The following is a 20080-nucleotide window of genomic DNA, read 5'->3' as shown; positions in this document are numbered from 1 at the left end:
ATTGTACACCCAAAAAGGAGGTGATGAAATGGGTAAAACCATTGGAAGACCTAAAAGTGAAAATCCAAAAAACAAGCAAATCAAGATAAGGATGACAGAACAGCAGTTCCAAGACTTAGAAGACGTTGCAGAGCAAAAAAACATGACCAAAACAGAAGTGGTCATGCGTGGGATTGAACTTGTTAAGTCTGAGAAATCAAAATAGCCTAGAACCCACGTCGCCAAACAATTGGTTCTAAGCTATCACCCGAAAGAAACTCTTTCTGAAATCATTATATCAGAAACGAGCTTCTTTGTCATACCCAAAGGAGTTTTTATTATGGCAAAAATTGATGTTTTAAGTGAGTACGAAGAATTGTTGAATTTTACTGCTGAAATTCGTGAGAGTTTAAATATTATTCATAACTGGTTGTCACGAGAACCGAAATTCGACAAGCCAGAAACTTATTACGATATTATTGTGGCTCATGGCTCACATTTTGCTTTACTGAATTTAATTATGCACCGTTTAGACAGCTTAGAGGCTGAACATAGAACAATTATCGAAAATGCAATGAAAGGAAACTAATATGGAACTACAAATTATCAATCAACAGGAAGTACTGGGGAAGAACTTTACGATTTATGGGACGGCGGACGAGCCTTTGTTCCTGGCTAAGGATGTGGCTGAATGGATTGAGCATAGTCGAGCGTCTGAAATGCTAAAAACAATTGACGAAGATGAAAAGCTGATGCAAACAATCCTTGCATCAGGTCAGAAACGTGAAATGTGGTTTGTGACCGAGGACGGTTTGTATGAAGTTCTTATGCAGTCACGCAAGCCGATTGCCAAACAGTTCAAGAAGAAGGTCAAGGCGATTTTGAAGTCTATCCGTCGGACTGGTGGTTATACGGTATCGCCTGAAACTGTAAACGAGGACGCTCTTATCTATGTCTTGGAAACTCAGAAGAGTATGCGTCAGCGTCAAGATGTATTTGAGGCGGATTTGAACTACTTGAAGGCTGAACAGCCTATCAACCCTGATGTACGTTTGGACTTGGAAAAGACTAGAAAAAAGCGTGTGGTAGCTTGTATGGGTGGGATGGATAGCCCTGCCTATATGGACAAATCTTTAGCAAAACGTGTCTTCCAACAGGCGATGAATGATTTCAAGGAGCATTTCCGTGTTTCTCGCTATGACTTGCTACCGAAAAAGGCGATTGAGGCTGCCTATGCTTACTGGAAGAACTGGGAGCCGTCCACAAACTTGAAAATGGAAATCCAGGCTTGTAACAGCCAGATGAGTTTTGATTTTATGGAGTAGGAGGAAGTGATGACTGAAAAGCAAGCTACATTATTGGCAGATATTGTCAAGGCTAAACTTGATTTTGTCGAGGAAATGGATGACTTGATGAGCCTAAATCGTTCGGGAAAGTTGAGTAATAAGATTTTTCTATTCAATCTTAGAACGAAACGTGATTTGTTGTCTGAAAAAATTGAAGCTCTAAAAAAATCTTCTGGCCTGACGTACCTTGAACTAATAGAAATTGGTCATTAAGTCTAACGATAAGCATTCGAGAAATCGGGTGCTTTTCTTATGCCTAGAAAGGAGGTGAGAAAGAATGGGTTTCTTTGATAGGTTCCGTAAGAGGAGTAAGCCACAGTCAACTGTGAGTATGCTTAGTCATTCGGATTTTGGAATTATCTTTGAGGGTGATGGTTATGTGCCGCTTGCTAGGAATCCTGATGTGATATTGGCTGTCAATAAGATTGCTGATATGGTGTCGAATATGACCATACATCTGATGGAAAATACAGACAAGGGTGATATTCGTATCAAGGACGGATTGGCTCGGAAGATTGACATCAATCCTTGTGCACACATGACCAGGAAGACTTGGATTTTCAAGATTGTGCGTGATTTGTTGCTATACGGCGACGGTAATTCCGTCCTTCATGTCGAATATGATCCTGTGACAGACTATATTTTGAACTTGAGACCCTTCCCGATGGATGAGGTCTCTTTTAAGTCCAATGATTTAGACTATGTGATTTGCTACAAGGGTAGGGAATACGAGCCTGATGATGTTGTCCACTTTGCAATCAATCCTGATCCAGATAGTCCTTATGTCGGAACAGGGTATCGGCTGGCTTTGAAGGACATTGTCCGCAACCTAAACTTGGCTACTCAGACTAAAAAAGGCTTCATGAGTGGCAAGAATGTTCCGAGCTTAATTGTCAAGGTCGATTCATCCAGTGATGAGTTGGGAAGTCAAGAGGGCCGTGACAGGATTGCTAAGAAGTATCTATCCACAAGCCAGTCAGGAGAGCCGTGGATAATACCAGATGCCCTTATGGAAGTTGAGCAAGTTAAACCATTGAATCTGAATGACATTGCTTTGAATGAATCGGTTGAGATTGACAAGAAAACAGTGGCTGGGCTTTTGGGAGTGCCAGCTTTTATCTTGGGGGTTGGAGACTTCAACAAAGAAGAATACAACAACTTTGTCAATACAACGGTCATGAGCATTGCTACAACGATCACTCAGACATTGACAAGGGATTTGCTGGTATCTAGCAATCGTTATTTCAAGTTCAATCCACGTTCACTCTATTCTTACGACATCACAGAGCTGTCAACAGTTGCTCAACAAATGACAAACAGTGCTGCTATGCGTCGGAACGAGTGGAGAGATTGGGTTGGCATGACTCCTGATCCTGAAATGGATGACATCATTGTTCTTGAAAACTATCTGCCGCAGGGTGAGTTAGGCAATCAGAGCAAATTAAACAAGGAAGGAGGAAATACCGATGCAGAAACGTAAGGCTTACATGGCCACACAATTTCAAACTCGCGAGGAACAAGAGTCTGGCGATTTGATTTTGAGTGGCTACTTTATCAAGTTTGATGAAGAGACTGAACTTTGGTCTGGTTATTTTGAAGTGATTAAGCGTGAGGGTGTTGAGAAGGCTATTAAAGATGCCGACATCCGTGCCTTATTTAATCATGACCATAGTTTGGTGCTTGGTCGGACTGGAAATGACACAGTGCGGCTCGGTGTTGATGATGTTGGTCTGTTTGGCGATATTATCATCAACAAGGATGACCCACAAGCGGTCGGTGCTTATGCTCGTGTTCAGCGTGGGGATGTGATTGGTTGTAGTTTTGGCTTCTTCCCAATCAAAATCAGCACGGAAGAGCGTGATGACGGTTCTTACCTGGACACTATCTTGGAACTTGAAATCTTTGAAGTTAGTCCTTGTACTTTCCCAGCATATCCACAGACGGAAATTGCTGCACGTCAGAAGGACTTTGAATGTCAACTACGTGCAAATCGTGAAATGCTTGATAAGCGTAAAAAAGAAATTAAGGAGAAATTTAAGCTATGAATAAAGCTCTAATTTTTGGTGCTCGTATGCGAGCTAAAGCTACGAAAGTAGTTGAACTTGAAGAGTCCATCAAGGACTTGCAGAAACGTACTGCTCTTGAAGCAGATAAGTTGGAACGTGCTGAGACTGAGGAAGAAGTGTCAGCTGTTGAGAAAACTCTTGAAGAACTTCAAGCAGAACTGGAATCTAAAGAAGCTGAAAAAGCTGAATTGGAGAAGGAAATTGAGGACCTTCAAAAGCAAATCGATGAACAAAACCGCAAAGCCCCTACTTACGAAGGGGGCGAAGACCGTGGAGGTAAGAAGAAAATGGAAAAACGCGAAGCAGTTGTCGCTTATGTCCGCTCTATTGGGCAGAAGCGTGAGGGAGTTAAGACAACAGATGTAGGTGCTATCATCCCTAAAGAAGTCTTGCAACCACAAAAAGAACCTGAGCGTCAGAATCCATTGCTCAATCTCATCCATGTGGTGAAAGTATCAAGTGGATCTGGGTCATATCCGGTTATTAAGAAGTCTAATCGTAAAATGACTGAAGTTGGTGAGCTTGCAGAAAACCCAGAACTTGGTAAGTCTAAAATCACTGAAGTTGATTACAAAATCAAGACTTACCGTGGCGAACTACCAATCTCTCGTGAAGCTATCGACGATGCTCAATATGACCTTATCGGCATCATGCAGGATGATATCCAAGACCAGGACGAACAAACAAAATTGGCCCTTGTTGCAGACATCTTGAAAACTGCTACCGTTGTCAACGCTTCTGGATATGACGGCTTAAAAGACATTTTGAATGTCAAAATCAAATCAGTCTACAATAAAGTCCTTGTTGTTACAGACTCAATGTTCAATGCTTTGGATAAAGTCAAAGACAAAGAAGGTCGCTATATGTTGCAACCAGACATCACATCACCTACAGGCTACTCATTCTCAGGCAAGCCTATCTATCCTATCGCTGACGAGCTGTTCGGTTCAGAAGGCGATATGAAATACTTTATCGGGGATATTCATTACTTCTTGACCTTGTTTGATCGTATGGAACTCTCAGTTCAGTGGGAAGACAATCATCGCTTTGGTAAGAACCTTGCTTCATACCTACGTTTTGATGTTAAGAAGACTGATGCTGATGCAGGTGTATTTGGTACTTACACCGATGCCGTTCAGTAAGGAGATAGTCAATGGCATACAAAGTTATCCGTCCCTTCAAGGACTTGACAGACCCAAACAAACATGATTACGCTTTGGACGAAACCTACCCTCGTGCTGGTCACAAACCTTCGGATGATTTCATCCAAGGTTTGCTGACTGGCTCAAATTCAGCTGGGTCAATCTTTTTGACTACGGTTGATGAGGCTCCAGAACTTCCAGAAGATGACAAATCTACTGAAGAAGAGCCAGAGCTTCCAGAAGATGACAAATCTACTGAAGAAGAGCCAGAGCTTCTAGAAGGTGACAAGCCCGCTGATGAACCAGTAGAAAAACCAAAGCGGAAGCGTACCACTAAGAAAGCAGAGGAATAGTCATGGACACTGATCAGCTATTAGAACTGCTTAAACTGAAGCTAGGCATTTCAACCACTCTCAGGGATAAGCCGTTGAAGAAAATTCTTGATGCCGTCATTTCTGAATTGTCGCAGACTTTCGGTGTTGAATTGGATTCTGCTAGAGCTGATCATGAGATGTTTGTGGTTGATTTTGCTGCTTATCGTTATGAAGGTGGTGTGGATATGCCACGTCACCTTCAATGGCGATTACATAATCTGCAAGTTTCGTCAAAAGGAGTGACAAGCAATGTGGAATCATGAAATCACTCTGATAGCAAAGAACATCACTGGGAAAGACAAGTTGAAACAGAACATCACTGAGGAAGTCAAAACTGTCCTACTGTGTCGCAAGAAGTCAATTACCAGGTCAGAGTTTTACCAAGCCAATCAAGCAGGCATTCGTCCAAGTCTAGTAGTTGATATTCATAGTTTTGAATACGACAATCAAGAATTGGCCGAATTCGAAGGGAAAAGATACCGCATCCTCAAGACCTATCCTGTTGACCTTGAAACTCTTGAATTGACCATGACGGAGAAATTATCATGAGTAAAGACTTAGCCAATGAGATTGCTAAAGCTTTAGCTGAGTATTCGTCTGAGATAGAAGATGAAGTTGATCTTATTGCTGAAGATGTGGCCAGTGAAGCCGTGGACGAACTGAAAGTGACTAGTCCTAAAAGGTATGGAAAGTATGCTAGGAATTGGCGGTTTAAGAAGAACGCTAAGGGGTCGTATGTGGTCCATAATGCTGCACCAACTTACCGACTTACTCACTTACTAGAGAACAATCATTTGTTACGAAACGGTGGACGTAGTAAAGCACAACCTCATATCAAACCTGTTGAGGAAAAGGTCAAAGAAAACTTTGAAAAACGGATTAAGGAGCTTGGTCGATGAAGCTATCAGAATTTGCAGATATCTTAGAACAGGCTGGGTTGCCTGTAACCTATCGAGCATATCAAGAAGGGAACGTCCCTGATATGCCTTACCTTGTGTATTTCGAATCTAATCCTATTGTCAATTCTGCTGACAATACAAGGAACCATGAGATTAAGTCAGTGGTTGTTGAGTTGGCATTTGAGAGAAAGGATGAGGATTTGGAGGAGCGTTTGGAAGAGCTATGGTCTAACCATGAGCTCTTTTTTGAAGCTCAAGAAGAAACTTTTATTGAGACGGAAAGGCTTTATGTCAAGCCTTATACAGTCTATCTCTACTAGAGGAGGAATGACATGGAAAATAAAGTGACCTATGGTCTGAAAAATGTACACGTTGCACCCGTTACTAGCATCAGTGCTGAGACAGGGGTGCTAACTTACGGAGAGATTTTCCGTTTTCCTGGGGCAATGGAAATCACTCTTGAACCGAAAGGGGAATCAGGTGCTATTCAAGCAGATGATATTGATTATCACTTCATGAATGCCAATGAAGGTTATGAGGGCAAATGGAAAGTACCTCACATCATTGATCAATTTGCCACAAAAATTCTCGGTGAGATTAAAGATACCGAGACAGGTGTATTGACAGAAAAAGGCGATGCCGAGCCAACACCGTTTGCCTTAATGTTTGAATTTTCAGGGGACAAGAACAAGACCCGACATGTGTTCTACTACTGTTCTGCTAGCCGTCCAGCAACTGGCTCTAAGACAAAGAGCGGTACAAGTGTCAATGAGCGAGAATTGACTTTCAATGCTAGCCCACGTCCGCTTGATACTGTAGTGAAACGCTCGGTCACATCGGCAGACAAGAAGGAAGTCTATGACAATTGGTTCAAGAAAGTCTATGAGCCAGCCGCTGTTGGTGGATAAGGAGGTCTTAGATGCGTAAAATCATTCCGATTGGTGATCAGGAGTATGAATTGGCCACAAATGGCTACACTCCGATTGCTTACAAGGAAGAGTTTGGTAAGGACTATTTCCAGGATCTATTTTCAATGTTGAACAGTCAAGCCCTCTTGTCTAAACTTGATAAGTTGGAACCTGGTCAGGAATTACAAGCAAGTGACATTGATATGTCGGCCCTTGCTGACTTTGATATGACTTTCTTCAACCGTCTTTTCTGGACCTTTGCCAAGTCTGCCAACCCTCGTATCAAGCCTTATGCTCAATTCTTCATGGAAATGGAAGAATTTCCTGTCCAAGAAATCGGACAAGATTTGATGGAAATGTTGAGTGCGAGTATGCAGACAAAAAAGAAACAGACTCGTCAGAATCTGCAAGCGATGAAATCTTTACAGTAGAATCCTATCTCTCTTGTTGCAAGGAGACAGGTTTATCCATTGATGATTTGAAGCATATTTCAATCGGAATGGCTCTGGATTATCAGACGGATTATGTGAATTTACGCAGTAAAGATAAGGGTGGCGAAAGAAAAGCTACTCAAGAGGATTTTGACAATTTTTAAGAAATTAGCAGTGCTGAGAGAGTGATTCTAAGGCCAAGTTCCCTGTAATAAGTGGACTTTCGGTCATAGATGAGCTTGTAAGCTCTGCTATTTTTCGTTTGAGGTGGGTGGGTCGGCAATCTTCAAAAAGAAAGGAGGAAACAAATGGCAAGTAACATCAAAGGGATTAAGATTGAAATTGATGGCGACACGCAACCCTTGCAGAAGGCTCTGAAAGATGTCAACAAAAATGCTACTGAAGCAACCAAGGAACTGAGACAGATTGATAAGGCCTTGAAGTTTGATACTGGCAATGTAACCTTGCTGACCCAGAAACAGGAAGTCTTACAACAGCAGGTGTCCAATACCAAGGAGAAGCTTGAAACTCTGAGACAAGCTCAAGCACAGGTTGAGAAGCAATTTCAGAATGGAGATATCGGAGCTGATCAGTACCGTGCTTTCCAACGTGAACTGGAAACGACTCAAAATGTCCTCAAGGGTTATGAGAATAAGCTTGAAAATGTCAATAGAGCTCTGGCCAATAATGGTCAAGCTGTAGAAACTAATGTCAGCCAACTGAACAACCTACAGAGTGAGCAGAGTCAGTTAGCATCCGAAATGGACAAAGTGACTAGTGCTTTCAAACTACAAGAGAGTGAGCTCGGTCAGAACGCTTCTGAATCTGAAAAAGTCGCCCTGGCTCAGAAGAAGATTGCTGCTCAATCCGAGATTGTGGAAAAACAGATCTCGAATCTTGAGCGACAGTTGGAACTGACAAAGAGGGAGTACGGTGAGAACTCCACTGAAGCAAACAAACTAGAGAAATCCTTGAACGAAACCAAGGCAGCATTCAATGGGTTGCAGTCTGAAATGAATGGAATGACTGGTGCTAGTGCTAGTGTTAAGTCAGACTTATCAGAAACAAACCAACTACTCAAAGCTGACTTACTCATGGACTTCAGTGATAAGCTCAGTCAAGTCAGTGACAAGTTGATAGAGCTTGGGCAGAATGCACTGGAAGCTTTCAGAGAAGTCGATGCTGGTATGGACACTATCATCACTAAGACTGGCACAACAGGACAGGCTCTGGATGAGATGATTGGGATAGCTGAAAATATAGCGACCTCAATTCCTACGGATTTTGAAACTGCTGGCAGTGCTGTTGGTGAAGTCAATACTCAATTTCAGTTGATGGGTGAAGCTCTGCAATTAACGGCAGAGGATATGATTAAATTTGCTGAAATCAATGGTACTGATGTTGCAGCAAGCACGGTCAATTCTAAGCGAGCCTTAGAAGCCTACGGGCTTTCGGTTGATTGGTTGAGCGATGTCCTAGACTCTACAACGTATGTTGCTCAGTTGACGGGTGTATCAGTTGATGACTTGATGAAGAAAGCGACTGATGGAGCACCACAAATCAAAGCTCTTGGACTGGAATTTGATGAGGGTGTTGCTCTGATTGGGCAATTTGAGCAAGCTGGTGTGGATTCGTCCGCTGCATTAGGTACTCTATCGAAAGCAGCAGTCAATTATGCCAAAGACGGCAAGACCATGAAAGAGGGACTTGCTGAAACCATTGATAAAATCAAATCCAGTACATCTGAAACAGATGCTCTTACAATAGCTTCAGAAGTGTTTGGTACGAAAGCTGCACCTAGAATGGTTGATGCCATTAAACGTGGGGCTTTTTCTTTTGAAAACTTGGCAGGAACAGCTGATAATGCTGCTGGAGTTGTCAGTACAACGTACGAAGCAACATTGGATCCGATAGATAGATTCACCACAGCTCAAAATGAAGCGAAACTGGCCATGGCTGATATTGGGAACGCTATATCAGAAGTGTTAGCTCCAATCATGGAAGTGTTAGTTGATGTATTGAAGAGCGTGGTTGAATGGTTTAATGGGTTAGCAGAGCCGATTAAACAAGCTGTTGTAGTGTTTGGTTTAGTAATGACCGCAATTGGAATATTACTACCAATTTTTCTAGCACTACAAGCGGCGGCAATGGCAGCTCAAACAACGATACTTGGACTAATAGCATCATTCTTACCTATTGTCGCTGTGGTTGTTGGAGTAGCAGCCGCAATAGCAATATTTATCATTGCTATTAAAGAGCTATGGACACATAACGAAGGTTTCAGAACTGCTGTTACAGAGATATGGAATGCCATTATGTCTGTCATCAATACGATTGTTCAGCAAATATCTGATTTTGTGATGTCTATCTGGGGAACCTTATCTGCCTGGTGGACAGAGAATCAGGAATTGATTCGAGCCACCGCTGAGACAATTTGGAATGCTATTCAATCCGTCATTCAGACTGTCATGAGCATACTTGGTCCGCTTATTGAAGCTAGTTGGAACAACATTCAATTGGTCATCTCAACTGTTTGGGAAGTTATCAAGACTGTTGTTGAAACAGCCATTAACGTTGTCCTGGGCATTATCACAGCAGTCATGCAGATCATCAATGGGAACTGGTCAGGTGCTTGGGAAACGATAAAAGGTGTATTCTCAACCGTCTGGAATGGCATTCAGAGCATTGTCCAGACAATCCTATCCGCTATTCAATCTTATATCGGAAATGTGATGAGTGGTATATCTGGAACGATTTCAAACATTTGGAATGCTATTTCAGGCACTGTAAGTAATATCCTCAACGGGATATCAAGTACAGTTTCTAACATCTGGAACGGTATCAAGAATAGTATTTCCAATGCCATCAACGGTGCAAGAGATGCCGTCTCAAATGCTATCAATGCTATCAAGGGCTTGTTCAACTTTCAAATCCGTTGGCCACACATTCCTTTGCCACATTTTAGTATCTCTGGCTCAGCTAACCCTTTGGATTGGTTGAAAGGTGGGGTGCCAAAAATCGGTATTGAATGGTATGCAAAGGGTGGTATTTTAACCAAGCCGACAGCATTCGGCATGAACGGTAGTAATCTCATGGTTGGTGGTGAAGCAGGCAATGAAGCTATCTTACCGCTTAATGATAAGACGCTCGGAGCCATTGGTCGTGGTATCGCTCAGACAATGGGAGGTAGCACACCAACCATCAATATCACTATCACAGGCAATGTTGTCCGTGAAGAAGCTGATATCACGAAGATTGCCAATCAAGTCGCTCAGCGTATTGCAGATGAGCTACAACGTAAAACACAATTGAGAGGAGGGTAAACATGATTAGACATAATGAATTGGTGATTGACGGTGTGAAGACATCGTCTTTTCCTTTCAAAGTGATTGTGCATGAGCCCCCTTCTGTCACGTTGGGAGACAGCAAGACTAACCTGTTGGAGCATGATGGCATCAGCGGAGCGATTGTGCAGACCAACAAGCACCGTAGGTTGATTGAAAAATCCTACACAATCTATCTTGTTAAGCCAACAGAGGAGCAGTTAAATAAGTTCATGAGCTTATTTATCCGTGAAAAATTTTGGCTTGAGAATGAGCGTGTGAAGACTACTAAGTTTTGGTGCTACAAGGTCAGTGTCACGGATGTCGAACAAGAGAAACCTGGTCTTTATGTGACCAAGGCAACTTTCACTTGTCACCCTACTAAGTTTTTTAAGACCACAGACACCCAGACTGTGACTGGGAATGGGGTTTTGAGGGTGCAAGGGTCTGCTTTGGCATTTCCGAAGATAACAGTGGTCGGTCAGAGTGCTGCTGAGACATCGTTTACGATTGGCAGTCAAGTCATTAAGCTTGAAAAGCTCTCAGAATCGCTTGTGATGGTCAATGATCCTGACAATCCTAGCTTTAAGACGGTTACTGGAAAGCTCATTAAGTGGTCTGGCGATTTTATCACAATTGACACAGCTAAGGGACAGAATGTTGGTGTGGTTTTGGGACCAGGCATAACATCATTAAAATTTGAAACAGTTTGGGGGTGGGCATAGTTGCTTTATTTACTTGATAAGGATGTCAAGACAGTAAAATGGAATGGTATTCCATTGCATGAAGCGAGCTCTGCTATTGTCAAAGAAGAAATCAACGGTGATTTTACTTTGACTGTCCGCTATCCTATCACGGACACAGGTATCTATCAGCTTATCAAGGAAGATATGCTGATAAAGACTCCAACCCCTGTCCTCGGTCCACAGCTTTTTAGGATAAAAAAGCCTGTAGAAAATGATGATAGTCTGGACATCACTGCCTACCATATTACTGACGATGTCATGCAACGGTCAATCAAGCCTGTGAGTGTGGTTGGCCAAGGCTGTGCTATGGCTCTGTCTCAAATGGTCCAAAATGCCAAGACGGATCTTGGGGCTTTTTCGTTTACAAGCGACATCATGGATAGTCGGACCTTTAATACGACTGAAACAGAGACTCTTTACTCAGTCCTACTGGACGGCAAGCACAGCATTGTTGGTACATGGGAAGGCGAGCTTGTCCGTGATAACTTTGCCATGTCAATTAAGCGTAGCCGTGGGGCTGATCGTGGGGTAGTTATCACAACACATAAAAACCTCAAGTCTTATCAACGGACCAAGAACTCTCAAAGCGTGGTCACTAGGATACACGCTAAGTCAACTTTTAAGGCTGACGGTGCTGAGGAAGAAACAACCATCACCGTGACAGTTGATAGTCCACTTATTGGAAGTTATCCATATATCAACGAAAAAGATTATGAGAATAATAACGCTAAGACAGTGGATGAGCTGAGAAAATGGGCTGAAGCTAAGTTTAAGAATGAGGGTATTGATAAGATATCCGATGCCATTGAGATTGAAGCCTATGAGCTTGATGGTCAAGTTATCCATCTGGGCGACACGGTCAACATCAAGAGCAGGAAGCACAGCGTTGATATTAACAAGAAGGCCATTGCTTACGAATACAACGCTTTGACAGAAGAGTACATCTCTATCACATTTGATGACAAATCTAGTGTTGGTGGTTCTGGTGCATCTAGTGGCGTGTCTAATGCTGCTGATGTGATTTTGGGAGTAAATGCAAACGCTCAAGAAGTTGCCATTGAACGAGCTGTCAGAAATGCCAACCAAGCCTTTGACGCTGAGTTTGAAAGGCGAGTTGAGGAAATCAACGACGGTATCGAGCAGTCGAAGGCAGTGGCTGAACGCTATGCGGATCAGATAAAGACTGAGATTAGTCAGGAATTTGATACTTTTGAACACGAGTATCAGGCAACTAAACAAAGTCAGAGTCAGCAGATAGCTGATATCTTGGCCAAGGCTCAATCTGTCGAAGCCCTTGCCAACCAAGCCAAATCGGATGCAGCAAACGCAATTGCTAGAGCTAATCAAGTCAAGACTGAAGCTATTGCAGATGCACGGGCTCAGATTGCAACGGTTAGTCAAGCGTTAAATACTGCTAAGTCCGAGCTACAGACGGCAATAGCAAATGCTGACCAGAAAGCTAGAGATAGCCAAGCGAGTGCTACAGCATTGCGAAATGACCTCAACTTACAAGCAAGCAAGATTTTGGCACAAGCCCAAGCACAGACAGCATTGACTAGCCGTGTGACGACTGTAGAGACTCTGGCAGATGGTACGAGGTCGACAGTCACAGAACTATCTAAAACCGTCGACAAGGCAACTGGAGACATCGCTAGTGTTACCAGTCGGACCAAGACTGTTGAGGACACTCTAAGCCAAACGAGGACCCAATACGAGGCTCTAACCCAAACTGTCAATGCTCAGACTGGACAGATTGATAGTATCAATCGTAAGACCGCTGACTTGCAAAGCGGGATTGATGGTGTAACAGAGCGGTTTGAGAGTTTGCGGATAGAAGACAACCTTCTTCTCAATAGTTCATTCAATGAAAACTTGGACCAATGGCAAGGAAACGGAGTGACTATAGTTGATGGTAAAGCACGAATTATAGGAGAGTTTAATAAAGCTAAGCTTGTTTACCAAAGTATAAAATCTCAGACAGCTAATGACGACGTCAATCAAGTATATATCGCGTCCATTTCAGTTAAAGTTACCAATTTTGTAGCTGGTTCTAGAAATCCATATCTAGCAATTTATATAGATGGTAGAAAGAATGATAGTGCGAATACATGGTTTGGTTCAACATACTTGACAACCAGTCGTTTGGACACAGTAAATAATAGGGGAATTGTACAGTTTACCACTACTTTCAAAGTAAATGTGCCACGAAGCCAGATAGGTGCTCTTAACTTTCATGTCTATGCAAGAGATTTCACCGGGGAAGTGGAATTTGAAAAAGTGTCGCTCAGACGTGGAAATATCGATTTGGGTTGGCAGGCTTCTCCAGAAGACCTCCGCTCCGAAATCGCAACCTACAAGCGTACTGCTGAGGAATCTAGTGCAGAGCTATCTCGTCAAATCCAGCTAGCAGATAGCAAGGCTGTGGACGCTAAGTCATACGCCCAGCAGACGGCTGATGCAATCAAGACAAGGATGGAAAGTTTAGAAATCTATAAGAATGCGGAAGGGGATAGAGCTGAGCAGTATCTGACGGCTAGTCGGGAGGAGACAGCGAGACAGTTAACTGCCGAGCGTACCGCGATTGCTACTAACTACGTTGTCAAGTCTACCTATGACGAAAATGTCCGCGGAACAACGTTGAAACTCAATGATATTAAGACGACCGCTGACACTGCCAAGCAAAATCTAGCGACTTATCAAAATACAGTTGACCGCAAATTGACCGAGCTAACATCAACCACGCAGACGCTTGACGGGAAAATCAATACTGCAAGTGCAAAAATCACTCAAAATGCTAACGAAATAAGCAAACGTCTGACAAGTACACAAGTCGATAAAGCAATCACAGATAAAGGGTATCAAACGAAAACTCAGGTAGACAACAACATCACAGGTCGAGGCTACATTACTGATAGCGCCCTTCAGCCTTATGCATTATCAACGACTGTGCAGAATCTTGTGCAAGAGACAGCTGGTAGCTTTGAGCGTCAGATTACAGAAACAAGAGGTCTGATACCGACGGAAGTCAATCAAAATCTTTTTGATGTTGTTTTTAGTGATTTAATAGCAACTGGAGGTGCTAGCTTTGTACAATCTGATGATGGTTGGATTGAGGTTACAATTAAAAATAAGTGGTCTGGCTTCCATTGGCTTTATTCGGATAATATAAAACCGTCAGAAAAACAATATGTGTTGAGCTATGAGGCTTACCTAGTGGATACAGTCGCAAATACTGCCTATCTTGAGACGGACTTTGGCAGACCAGACCAGTCTTTACTTATCAACAAAACACCGAAGCGTTATACAGTTGTATTAAATAGACCTGCTAATATCCTTAATTACATCAATTTTGTGTGTAATTCCTCAGAAACTGGTAAAAAATTTAGAATTCGAAATATTAAGCTTGAGGAAGGGATTGTTGCGACTCCTTACATTGCGCCATTTCCAACAACAGTATTGTTTAATACAGTCAAAGACACCGTAGACGCTCATAAGCAGCTTATTGGCAATGGCGATAGCATATCGCAAGCAATCCAATCTGCAAGCAAATTTGAGCGGTATATTTCAAGCGGTGGTGACATTTATCAAGCGATTGAGACGGCTAAAGGACTAGTCACAGAAGTGTCTGGTACTAATGGTCTCAAGACACAGGTCAGTACGCTTGCTGGGTCTTATGCTGTTAAGAACCTGAACAGTTCTGGTGATATCTTATCTCAAGCCAACCTGTCATCTGATTTATTCTTGCTTGAAGCGGCTAAAATACGTTTGAAGGGCAAGACCTTGGCTGATGAAATTCGAGCGATTGACGGCAAATTTGGAACGCTCTTTGTTGCAGATGGTACCTTTGCTAAATTAAATGCAAACGTTATTGACTCTCAAGCAATCACAGCAGACAAGTTAAAGGTTGACCAAGCTTTCTTTACTAAGTTCATGGCCAATGACGCTTATCTAAAACAACTCTTTACCAAGTCAGCTTTCATCACCCAGGTTCAAGCAGTGACCATGTCTGCTAGTCAGATTTCAGGCGGAATCCTGACGGCAACAAACGGAGCAATGCAAGTCAACCTAAATGCTGGTCAAATTATGTACTACACAGACCAAGCAGCACTCAAGCGTGTTTTAACTGGCTATCCTACCCAGTTTGTTAAGTTTGCAACAGGTACGGTTTCTGGCAAAGGGAATGCAGGAGTGACCGTAATTGGATCCAACCGTTGGAATTCTGAATCGTCAAATGACGGTGGATTTGTCGGTATTCGTGCTTGGAATGGTGCAAATATAGATTCATTGGACTTAGTTGGAGATGAAATCAGATTGGCAAGCTCTGCTTTTGATAACCCTGATGGTTGGGATGTGAGAACTCTTGATTCTGGTCTGAGAATTGCACCTCACAATAGAGCAGCAGAGCGGAACAGTCGAATTGAGGTTGGAGATGTGTGGATTATGAAAGGAAATGGAACCTATTCATCATTACGTGACATTCTCAATGCTTTCAATGGAAACTTCTCAAAAGGTCCAAATGCTGATTCTTATACTTACTACCCTAATGGATTCTAAACTAGAAAGGAATACTATGACTCAAGAACAACAACTCATCCAAGCTCTACGCTTGACGATCGATGAATTAACAAGCAAGCTAGCAGAGGAGTCAACGACTAAGAATCTGCTAGCTGTCCAGTTGACAGCTGCTGAACAAGATAAACAGGTCTTGTCTCAGCAAAACAATCAATTGCAAGAACGAGTATCCGAATTGGAAGCTCTACTTGACGAACAAACTAAACCAGAAATCATTGAAGGAGAATAATCATGACTGAAACTACAAACAACACATTGCTTAACCTCGAAGAAACTACTCAACCATTTGACCTCGCTACTGCATTGCAGTACATGAAGGACAATGGGGAATTTATTCGCTGCAAGAATGCGACAAATGATTTTTATATGTACCGTGATGTCCAACGTCGACCAGGTATTGTCAATGGCCGTCGTCAATTTGTGGAAGTTGAAACTGTATGGGCCTTTAACCAATGGGGCGGGACTACAACAACAATCAACGTTGCTGATCTCTTCAATGAGGAGTTCTATATTATGCAGTTTGACGAAAACGGCAACCCAGACTGGACAGATCCAACATTGCCAAAAGAATAGGAGGAATTCTATTGCCTATTGAACACGCAGAACGAATAGCTCAAAGCCAAGTGGCTTGGGCTATTTTGTTTATTATCTTATTTTTCCTTGTTGTTAGTTATCTGATTAAGACATCCAACAGACGTGAAGCTAAACTAATGGAATTTTACGACCAATCCAAAGCTGACTCTAAAATGAGGGAAGAGCGATTGCTGGCTCACTTAGATGCAACTAACACACAATTTGGTAGAATTTCGGACACTTTGGTAGATGTGCAAAAAGAGTTGGTCCGAATGAACGATCGCATGGACAATTTTGAAAGAGGAGAATAACCATGACAAACATTTCAGAAATCATTATCAGTGCTGCCCTCGGAATTTTGACAATTTTGGGAGGTACGCTTATTAGTGCTATCAAGAGCTATATTGTGGCGAAGGGTGGCGAGAAGGCTATCAAAATCGTTGAAATTTTGGCTTATAATGCAGTCAATGCGGTCGAACAGGTTTCTACAGAAACTGGTTTTAAGGGCAAAGACAAACTTGCTGAAGCTAAAAAAGCTATTTTAAATGAACTAACCAAATACAACATCCACATGACGGATGAAGATTTGACCGTCTTTGTAGAGTCTGCTGTTAAGCAAATGAACAATGCCTGGAAGGAGTAACTATGGGAGTGAATATTGAAACTGCTCTACGTTGGATGAGTGATCGCAAAGGACGTGTGACCTACTCAATGGATTATCGGAACGGTCCGAACTCTTTTGACTGCTCTAGCTCTGTTTATTACGCTTTGATGTCCGCTGGAGCTATCTCAGCAGGTTGGGCGGTCAATACTGAATATGAGCATGATTGGCTAGTCAAAAATGGTTACAAACTAATTGCAGAAAATACTGACTGGGATGCCAAGCGTGGTGATATCTTCATCTGGGGCCGACGTGGTCAGTCTGCTGGTGCTGGCGGTCATACTGGTATCTTTATTGACCCTGACAACATTATCCACTGCAACTACGCTCGCAATGGCATTACGGTTGATAACTACAATCAGACGGCTGCTGCTAGTGGTTGGATGTATTGCTACGTGTACCGCTTGGCAAATCAAACCAGTACATCGGGTAAAAGCCTTGAAACCTTGGTGCAGGAAACATTGGCTGGAAAATACGGAAACGGAGATCAGCGGAAAGCAGCTCTTGGCAATCAATATGAGGCTGTCATGGCAGTCATCAATGGCAAAGCTACGACTAATCAAAAGAATGTTGATCAACTGGCTCAAGAGGTAATCGCTGGTAAACATGGCAACGGTGAAGCTCGTAAAAAGTCACTCGGTAGTCAATATGAGGCAGTTCAAAAACGAGTGACGGAATTGCTCAAAAAACAGCCTTCTGAGCCGTCTAAGGTTCAAGAGGTAAAACAGCCCACGACAACCAAAACAAGCCAAACTGAGCCAACTGGGAAAGCTACAGTAAGCAAAGAAGAGGGTGACCTCTCTTTCAATGGGGCTATCTTGAAAAAAGCGGTGCTGGACAAGATTTTGGACAACTGTAAAAAGCATGACATCTTGCCAAGCTATGCCCTGACTATTTTGCACTATGAGGGCCTTTGGGGAACTTCAGCAGTTGGTAAAGCTGACAACAACTGGGGCGGCATGACCTGGACAGGTCAAGGCAACCGTCCAAGCGGTGTTACAGTCACACAAGGCTCTGCCCGTCCATCAAATGAGGGCGGTCACTATATGCACTATGCCAGCGTAGATGACTTCCTGACAGACTGGTTCTATTTACTTAGAGCTGGTGGCTCTTACAAAGTATCAGGAGCCAAGACTTTCTCAGAAGCCGTCAAAGGAATGTTTAAAGTTGGTGGTGCAGTCTATGATTATGCTGCTAGCGGATTTGACAGCTACATTGTCGGAGCGTCAAGCCGATTGAAAGCCATTGAGTCGGAAAATGGATCACTGTCCAAGTATGATACTGCTATCGTCACAGATATCAATCAATCTGACGATATCGAAATCAATGTCGAAGGTATCGAAGTCATTATCAATGGCGAAACTTACAAACTGGAGAAGAAACCAATCTAATACGCAAACAAAGCCCTCAGCGATTGCTGGGGGCTATTTTCTATTGTGACGGACATTTTTTAAAATGTCTGTTGTAGCGGAATTTACTTATTTCAAACTCTGATAATATGCAGTAATCTTTATCACTTTATCAAAAGACATGCCGCCAATGTCAGTTCGACCTTTGACATAGTTTGCCAATGTCTGCTCTGATATGCCTGTGGCTTGTGCAATTTGATAGCGTGAATGTGTTTGGAAGAAGTTCATCATTTCTTCCTTGGATAATACCCTAATCATAAATACTCCTTATTTGAAAACCAACCAGAGTATCAATGCAATGAGCAATGACCACACTAGGAAGGCTTTCCAGTCAAAACTGTGTTTATTTACTTTGTATTTTACTTTCATAGCATTTTTTGATAACATTTAAGTACACCCCCGAAGGGGTGGATAGTGATTACTCACTATCCAATTCGAAGTGCCATTCAAGAGTTAGAATGATAAGATTGAGTTTGACGACTACTTTATTATTCTTTATCTTGATTGGCTTTTTTAAGTACCTAAACATTTATTACTCCTTTCTGTTAGTTTCCTTGTCTAAGGTAACCTCCCCTTACCTTATGTATCTATTATACTATTAATTATAATAGTAGTCAAGCGTTTTTACAAACTTTTTTAAAATAATTTGATAACAAGCCTATATAGGGGCAAAATAGGGGCAGAACACTTGTAGAATTATGCTTAATTCTGTATATTTTGGTAATGAAGCTACTTGAAAAACCTTTATTCAGTAATGTTTTGCTGAGTTTTGTAATTATATGTAATCAATAACGATTGTTGTGTGCTCTTTTTGTGTGCAGTCTAAAAACCCTTTGAAATCAAGCTTTCAGAGGGTTTTCCTTTTCTTATTTTTAGAAATAGGGGCAAAATAGGGGCAACTGCCTGAACAGGTACTTTTATCTCCGTCTAGGGACTGATTTTTGAAAGTTTCTATTGATATATTTGGAAAAAGGAGTAAAATAGATTTCCTCTTAAGAAAACTTTTTGTTAGCTCTGCTATTCTATAGAGGAAAAGGAGGAAAGCCTATGTTTGTATTTGCTTTTCCAGGTATGGGGAAAACGACACTTGCCAAACAATCTTCACAAATTGTAGATTTAGAAATGTCGGATATCAAATATGATAATTCTAGTGTTCGTCATTTGAATAAAGAAGAAAGAAAATCAACTCCACGACCGATTAAAGATAAGAATTATAAAAACATCTACGTGGACAAAGCCTATGCTTTACATGAGGAGGGGAAGACGGTCCTTGTCGCGATGAATTTTCTAGTAAGGATGCTGTTGGTTATGCTTGTACGTGGCGCTGTCCCGTTTCATATCTACATTCCGCACCCATCTTTAAAAGAAGAATACAGACAACGTTATATTCAACGAGGTAATAATAGTAAGTTTATTTTTGAAGTCATGACGATCTGGTATATTACCCTGGTGCCATTGTACTTATTATCAAAAATCTTGCCAAATCTGATGACAGTGACGGGTTCAGGTCAGTTTTTAGCAGACTATGAAACGCCTCAGAATTTCACTATTTTTGCAAAAAATAAACAAGTTACGCAAACCATTTCATGAAAATAAATGAAAATTCACAAATCCCTTGAAAAAAAACTGATAAAGCGTTATCATATTATGG

Annotated in this window: 24 protein-coding genes; 23 read left to right on the top strand and 1 reads right to left on the bottom strand. The window is 42.0% G+C overall.

Annotated features, from left to right (window positions below):
• Positions 1-28: 28 nt before the first annotated feature.
• The 22 genes from P7J36_RS00275 (at position 29) to P7J36_RS00170 (ending at position 18411) form a co-directional block, all read left to right on the top strand.
• A complete protein-coding gene (locus P7J36_RS00275) occupies positions 29-205 on the top strand; it encodes a hypothetical protein (protein ID WP_172075982.1) in 177 nt (58 codons plus the stop codon).
• A 114-nt stretch (positions 206-319) separates the two neighbouring features.
• Positions 320-568, top strand: coding sequence for a hypothetical protein (locus tag P7J36_RS00270; RefSeq protein WP_248020275.1), 249 nt, complete (start codon positions 320-322; stop codon positions 566-568).
• A 1-nt stretch (position 569) separates the two neighbouring features.
• The gene (locus P7J36_RS00265; RefSeq protein WP_172075978.1) at positions 570-1304 is read left to right on the top strand and encodes an ORF6C domain-containing protein; all 735 of its coding nucleotides are present in this window, start codon (positions 570-572) and stop codon (positions 1302-1304) included.
• 9 nt (positions 1305-1313) lie between these two features.
• Positions 1314-1538 carry a hypothetical protein gene (locus tag P7J36_RS00260; protein ID WP_024376867.1) on the top strand — a complete coding sequence of 75 codons (225 nt, stop codon included), beginning with the start codon at positions 1314-1316 and terminating at the stop codon, positions 1536-1538.
• Positions 1539-1602: 64 nt separating this feature from the next.
• Positions 1603-2805, top strand: coding sequence for a phage portal protein (locus P7J36_RS00255; protein ID WP_044760611.1), 1203 nt, complete (start codon positions 1603-1605; stop codon positions 2803-2805).
• Positions 2792-3370: an HK97 family phage prohead protease gene (locus P7J36_RS00250; RefSeq protein WP_408550891.1), complete on the top strand. Its 579-nt coding sequence runs from the start codon at positions 2792-2794 to the stop codon at positions 3368-3370. The genes P7J36_RS00255 and P7J36_RS00250 overlap by 14 nt, the downstream gene beginning before the upstream one ends.
• Positions 3367-4533, top strand: coding sequence for a phage major capsid protein (locus tag P7J36_RS00245; RefSeq protein ID WP_408550892.1), 1167 nt, complete (start codon positions 3367-3369; stop codon positions 4531-4533). Before P7J36_RS00250 ends, P7J36_RS00245 begins: the two co-directional genes overlap by 4 nt.
• A gap of 11 nt (positions 4534-4544) precedes the next feature.
• A complete protein-coding gene (locus tag P7J36_RS00240) occupies positions 4545-4886 on the top strand; it encodes a hypothetical protein (RefSeq protein ID WP_238716099.1) in 342 nt (113 codons plus the stop codon).
• A gap of 2 nt (positions 4887-4888) precedes the next feature.
• The gene (locus P7J36_RS00235; protein ID WP_043033219.1) at positions 4889-5170 is read left to right on the top strand and encodes a hypothetical protein; all 282 of its coding nucleotides are present in this window, start codon (positions 4889-4891) and stop codon (positions 5168-5170) included.
• Positions 5157-5456, top strand: a complete 300-nt coding sequence (locus tag P7J36_RS00230) for a phage head closure protein (protein WP_044770626.1) — start codon at positions 5157-5159, stop codon at positions 5454-5456. The genes P7J36_RS00235 and P7J36_RS00230 overlap by 14 nt, the downstream gene beginning before the upstream one ends.
• Entirely contained in the window at positions 5453-5806 is a 354-nt protein-coding gene (locus P7J36_RS00225; protein WP_408550893.1) for an HK97 gp10 family phage protein, read from the top strand. Before P7J36_RS00230 ends, P7J36_RS00225 begins: the two co-directional genes overlap by 4 nt.
• Positions 5803-6126 carry a hypothetical protein gene (locus P7J36_RS00220; RefSeq protein ID WP_024402334.1) on the top strand — a complete coding sequence of 108 codons (324 nt, stop codon included), beginning with the start codon at positions 5803-5805 and terminating at the stop codon, positions 6124-6126. The genes P7J36_RS00225 and P7J36_RS00220 overlap by 4 nt, the downstream gene beginning before the upstream one ends.
• 12 nt (positions 6127-6138) lie before the next feature.
• Complete coding sequence (locus P7J36_RS00215; protein WP_044682835.1) at positions 6139-6714, top strand: major tail protein; 576 nt, start codon at positions 6139-6141, stop codon at positions 6712-6714.
• Between the two features lie 11 nt (positions 6715-6725).
• Positions 6726-7145 carry a hypothetical protein gene (locus tag P7J36_RS00210; RefSeq protein WP_408550894.1) on the top strand — a complete coding sequence of 140 codons (420 nt, stop codon included), beginning with the start codon at positions 6726-6728 and terminating at the stop codon, positions 7143-7145.
• A gap of 308 nt (positions 7146-7453) precedes the next feature.
• Complete coding sequence (locus P7J36_RS00205; protein ID WP_408550895.1) at positions 7454-10468, top strand: phage tail tape measure protein; 3015 nt, start codon at positions 7454-7456, stop codon at positions 10466-10468.
• Between the two features lie 2 nt (positions 10469-10470).
• Complete coding sequence (locus P7J36_RS00200; RefSeq protein ID WP_408550896.1) at positions 10471-11193, top strand: phage tail protein; 723 nt, start codon at positions 10471-10473, stop codon at positions 11191-11193.
• Complete coding sequence (locus P7J36_RS00195) at positions 11194-15768, top strand: phage tail spike protein (protein ID WP_408550897.1); 4575 nt, start codon at positions 11194-11196, stop codon at positions 15766-15768. It begins immediately after the preceding gene.
• Positions 15769-15784: 16 nt separating this feature from the next.
• Positions 15785-16015, top strand: a complete 231-nt coding sequence (locus P7J36_RS00190) for a hypothetical protein (protein ID WP_277847869.1) — start codon at positions 15785-15787, stop codon at positions 16013-16015.
• Between the two features lie 2 nt (positions 16016-16017).
• A complete protein-coding gene (locus P7J36_RS00185; RefSeq protein ID WP_024402340.1) occupies positions 16018-16359 on the top strand; it encodes a hypothetical protein in 342 nt (113 codons plus the stop codon).
• An 11-nt stretch (positions 16360-16370) separates the two neighbouring features.
• Complete coding sequence (locus P7J36_RS00180) at positions 16371-16670, top strand: hypothetical protein (protein ID WP_029171103.1); 300 nt, start codon at positions 16371-16373, stop codon at positions 16668-16670.
• 2 nt (positions 16671-16672) lie between these two features.
• Positions 16673-17002, top strand: coding sequence for a phage holin (locus P7J36_RS00175; RefSeq protein WP_024402342.1), 330 nt, complete (start codon positions 16673-16675; stop codon positions 17000-17002).
• Between the two features lie 2 nt (positions 17003-17004).
• A complete protein-coding gene (locus tag P7J36_RS00170; protein WP_408550898.1) occupies positions 17005-18411 on the top strand; it encodes a peptidoglycan amidohydrolase family protein in 1407 nt (468 codons plus the stop codon).
• Positions 18412-18498: 87 nt separating this feature from the next.
• Here the strand turns inward: P7J36_RS00170 and P7J36_RS00165 are convergent, their stop codons facing one another.
• Positions 18499-18687 carry a helix-turn-helix domain-containing protein gene (locus P7J36_RS00165; RefSeq protein WP_408550899.1) on the bottom strand — a complete coding sequence of 63 codons (189 nt, stop codon included), beginning with the start codon at positions 18685-18687 and terminating at the stop codon, positions 18499-18501.
• A gap of 789 nt (positions 18688-19476) precedes the next feature.
• Here P7J36_RS00165 and P7J36_RS00160 point away from each other — a divergent pair.
• Positions 19477-20019 (top strand): hypothetical protein, encoded by a 543-nt coding sequence (locus tag P7J36_RS00160; protein ID WP_408550900.1) that lies wholly within the window; start codon positions 19477-19479, stop codon positions 20017-20019.
• The last annotated feature ends 61 nt before the right edge of the window (positions 20020-20080 follow it).

Source organism: Streptococcus suis (genome assembly GCF_046032115.1).
In the GTDB taxonomy this organism is placed as follows: domain Bacteria; phylum Bacillota; class Bacilli; order Lactobacillales; family Streptococcaceae; genus Streptococcus; species Streptococcus suis_AJ.
Note: the sequence above shows the minus strand (reverse complement) of the source record. Positions and strands in the feature narration are given on the sequence as shown.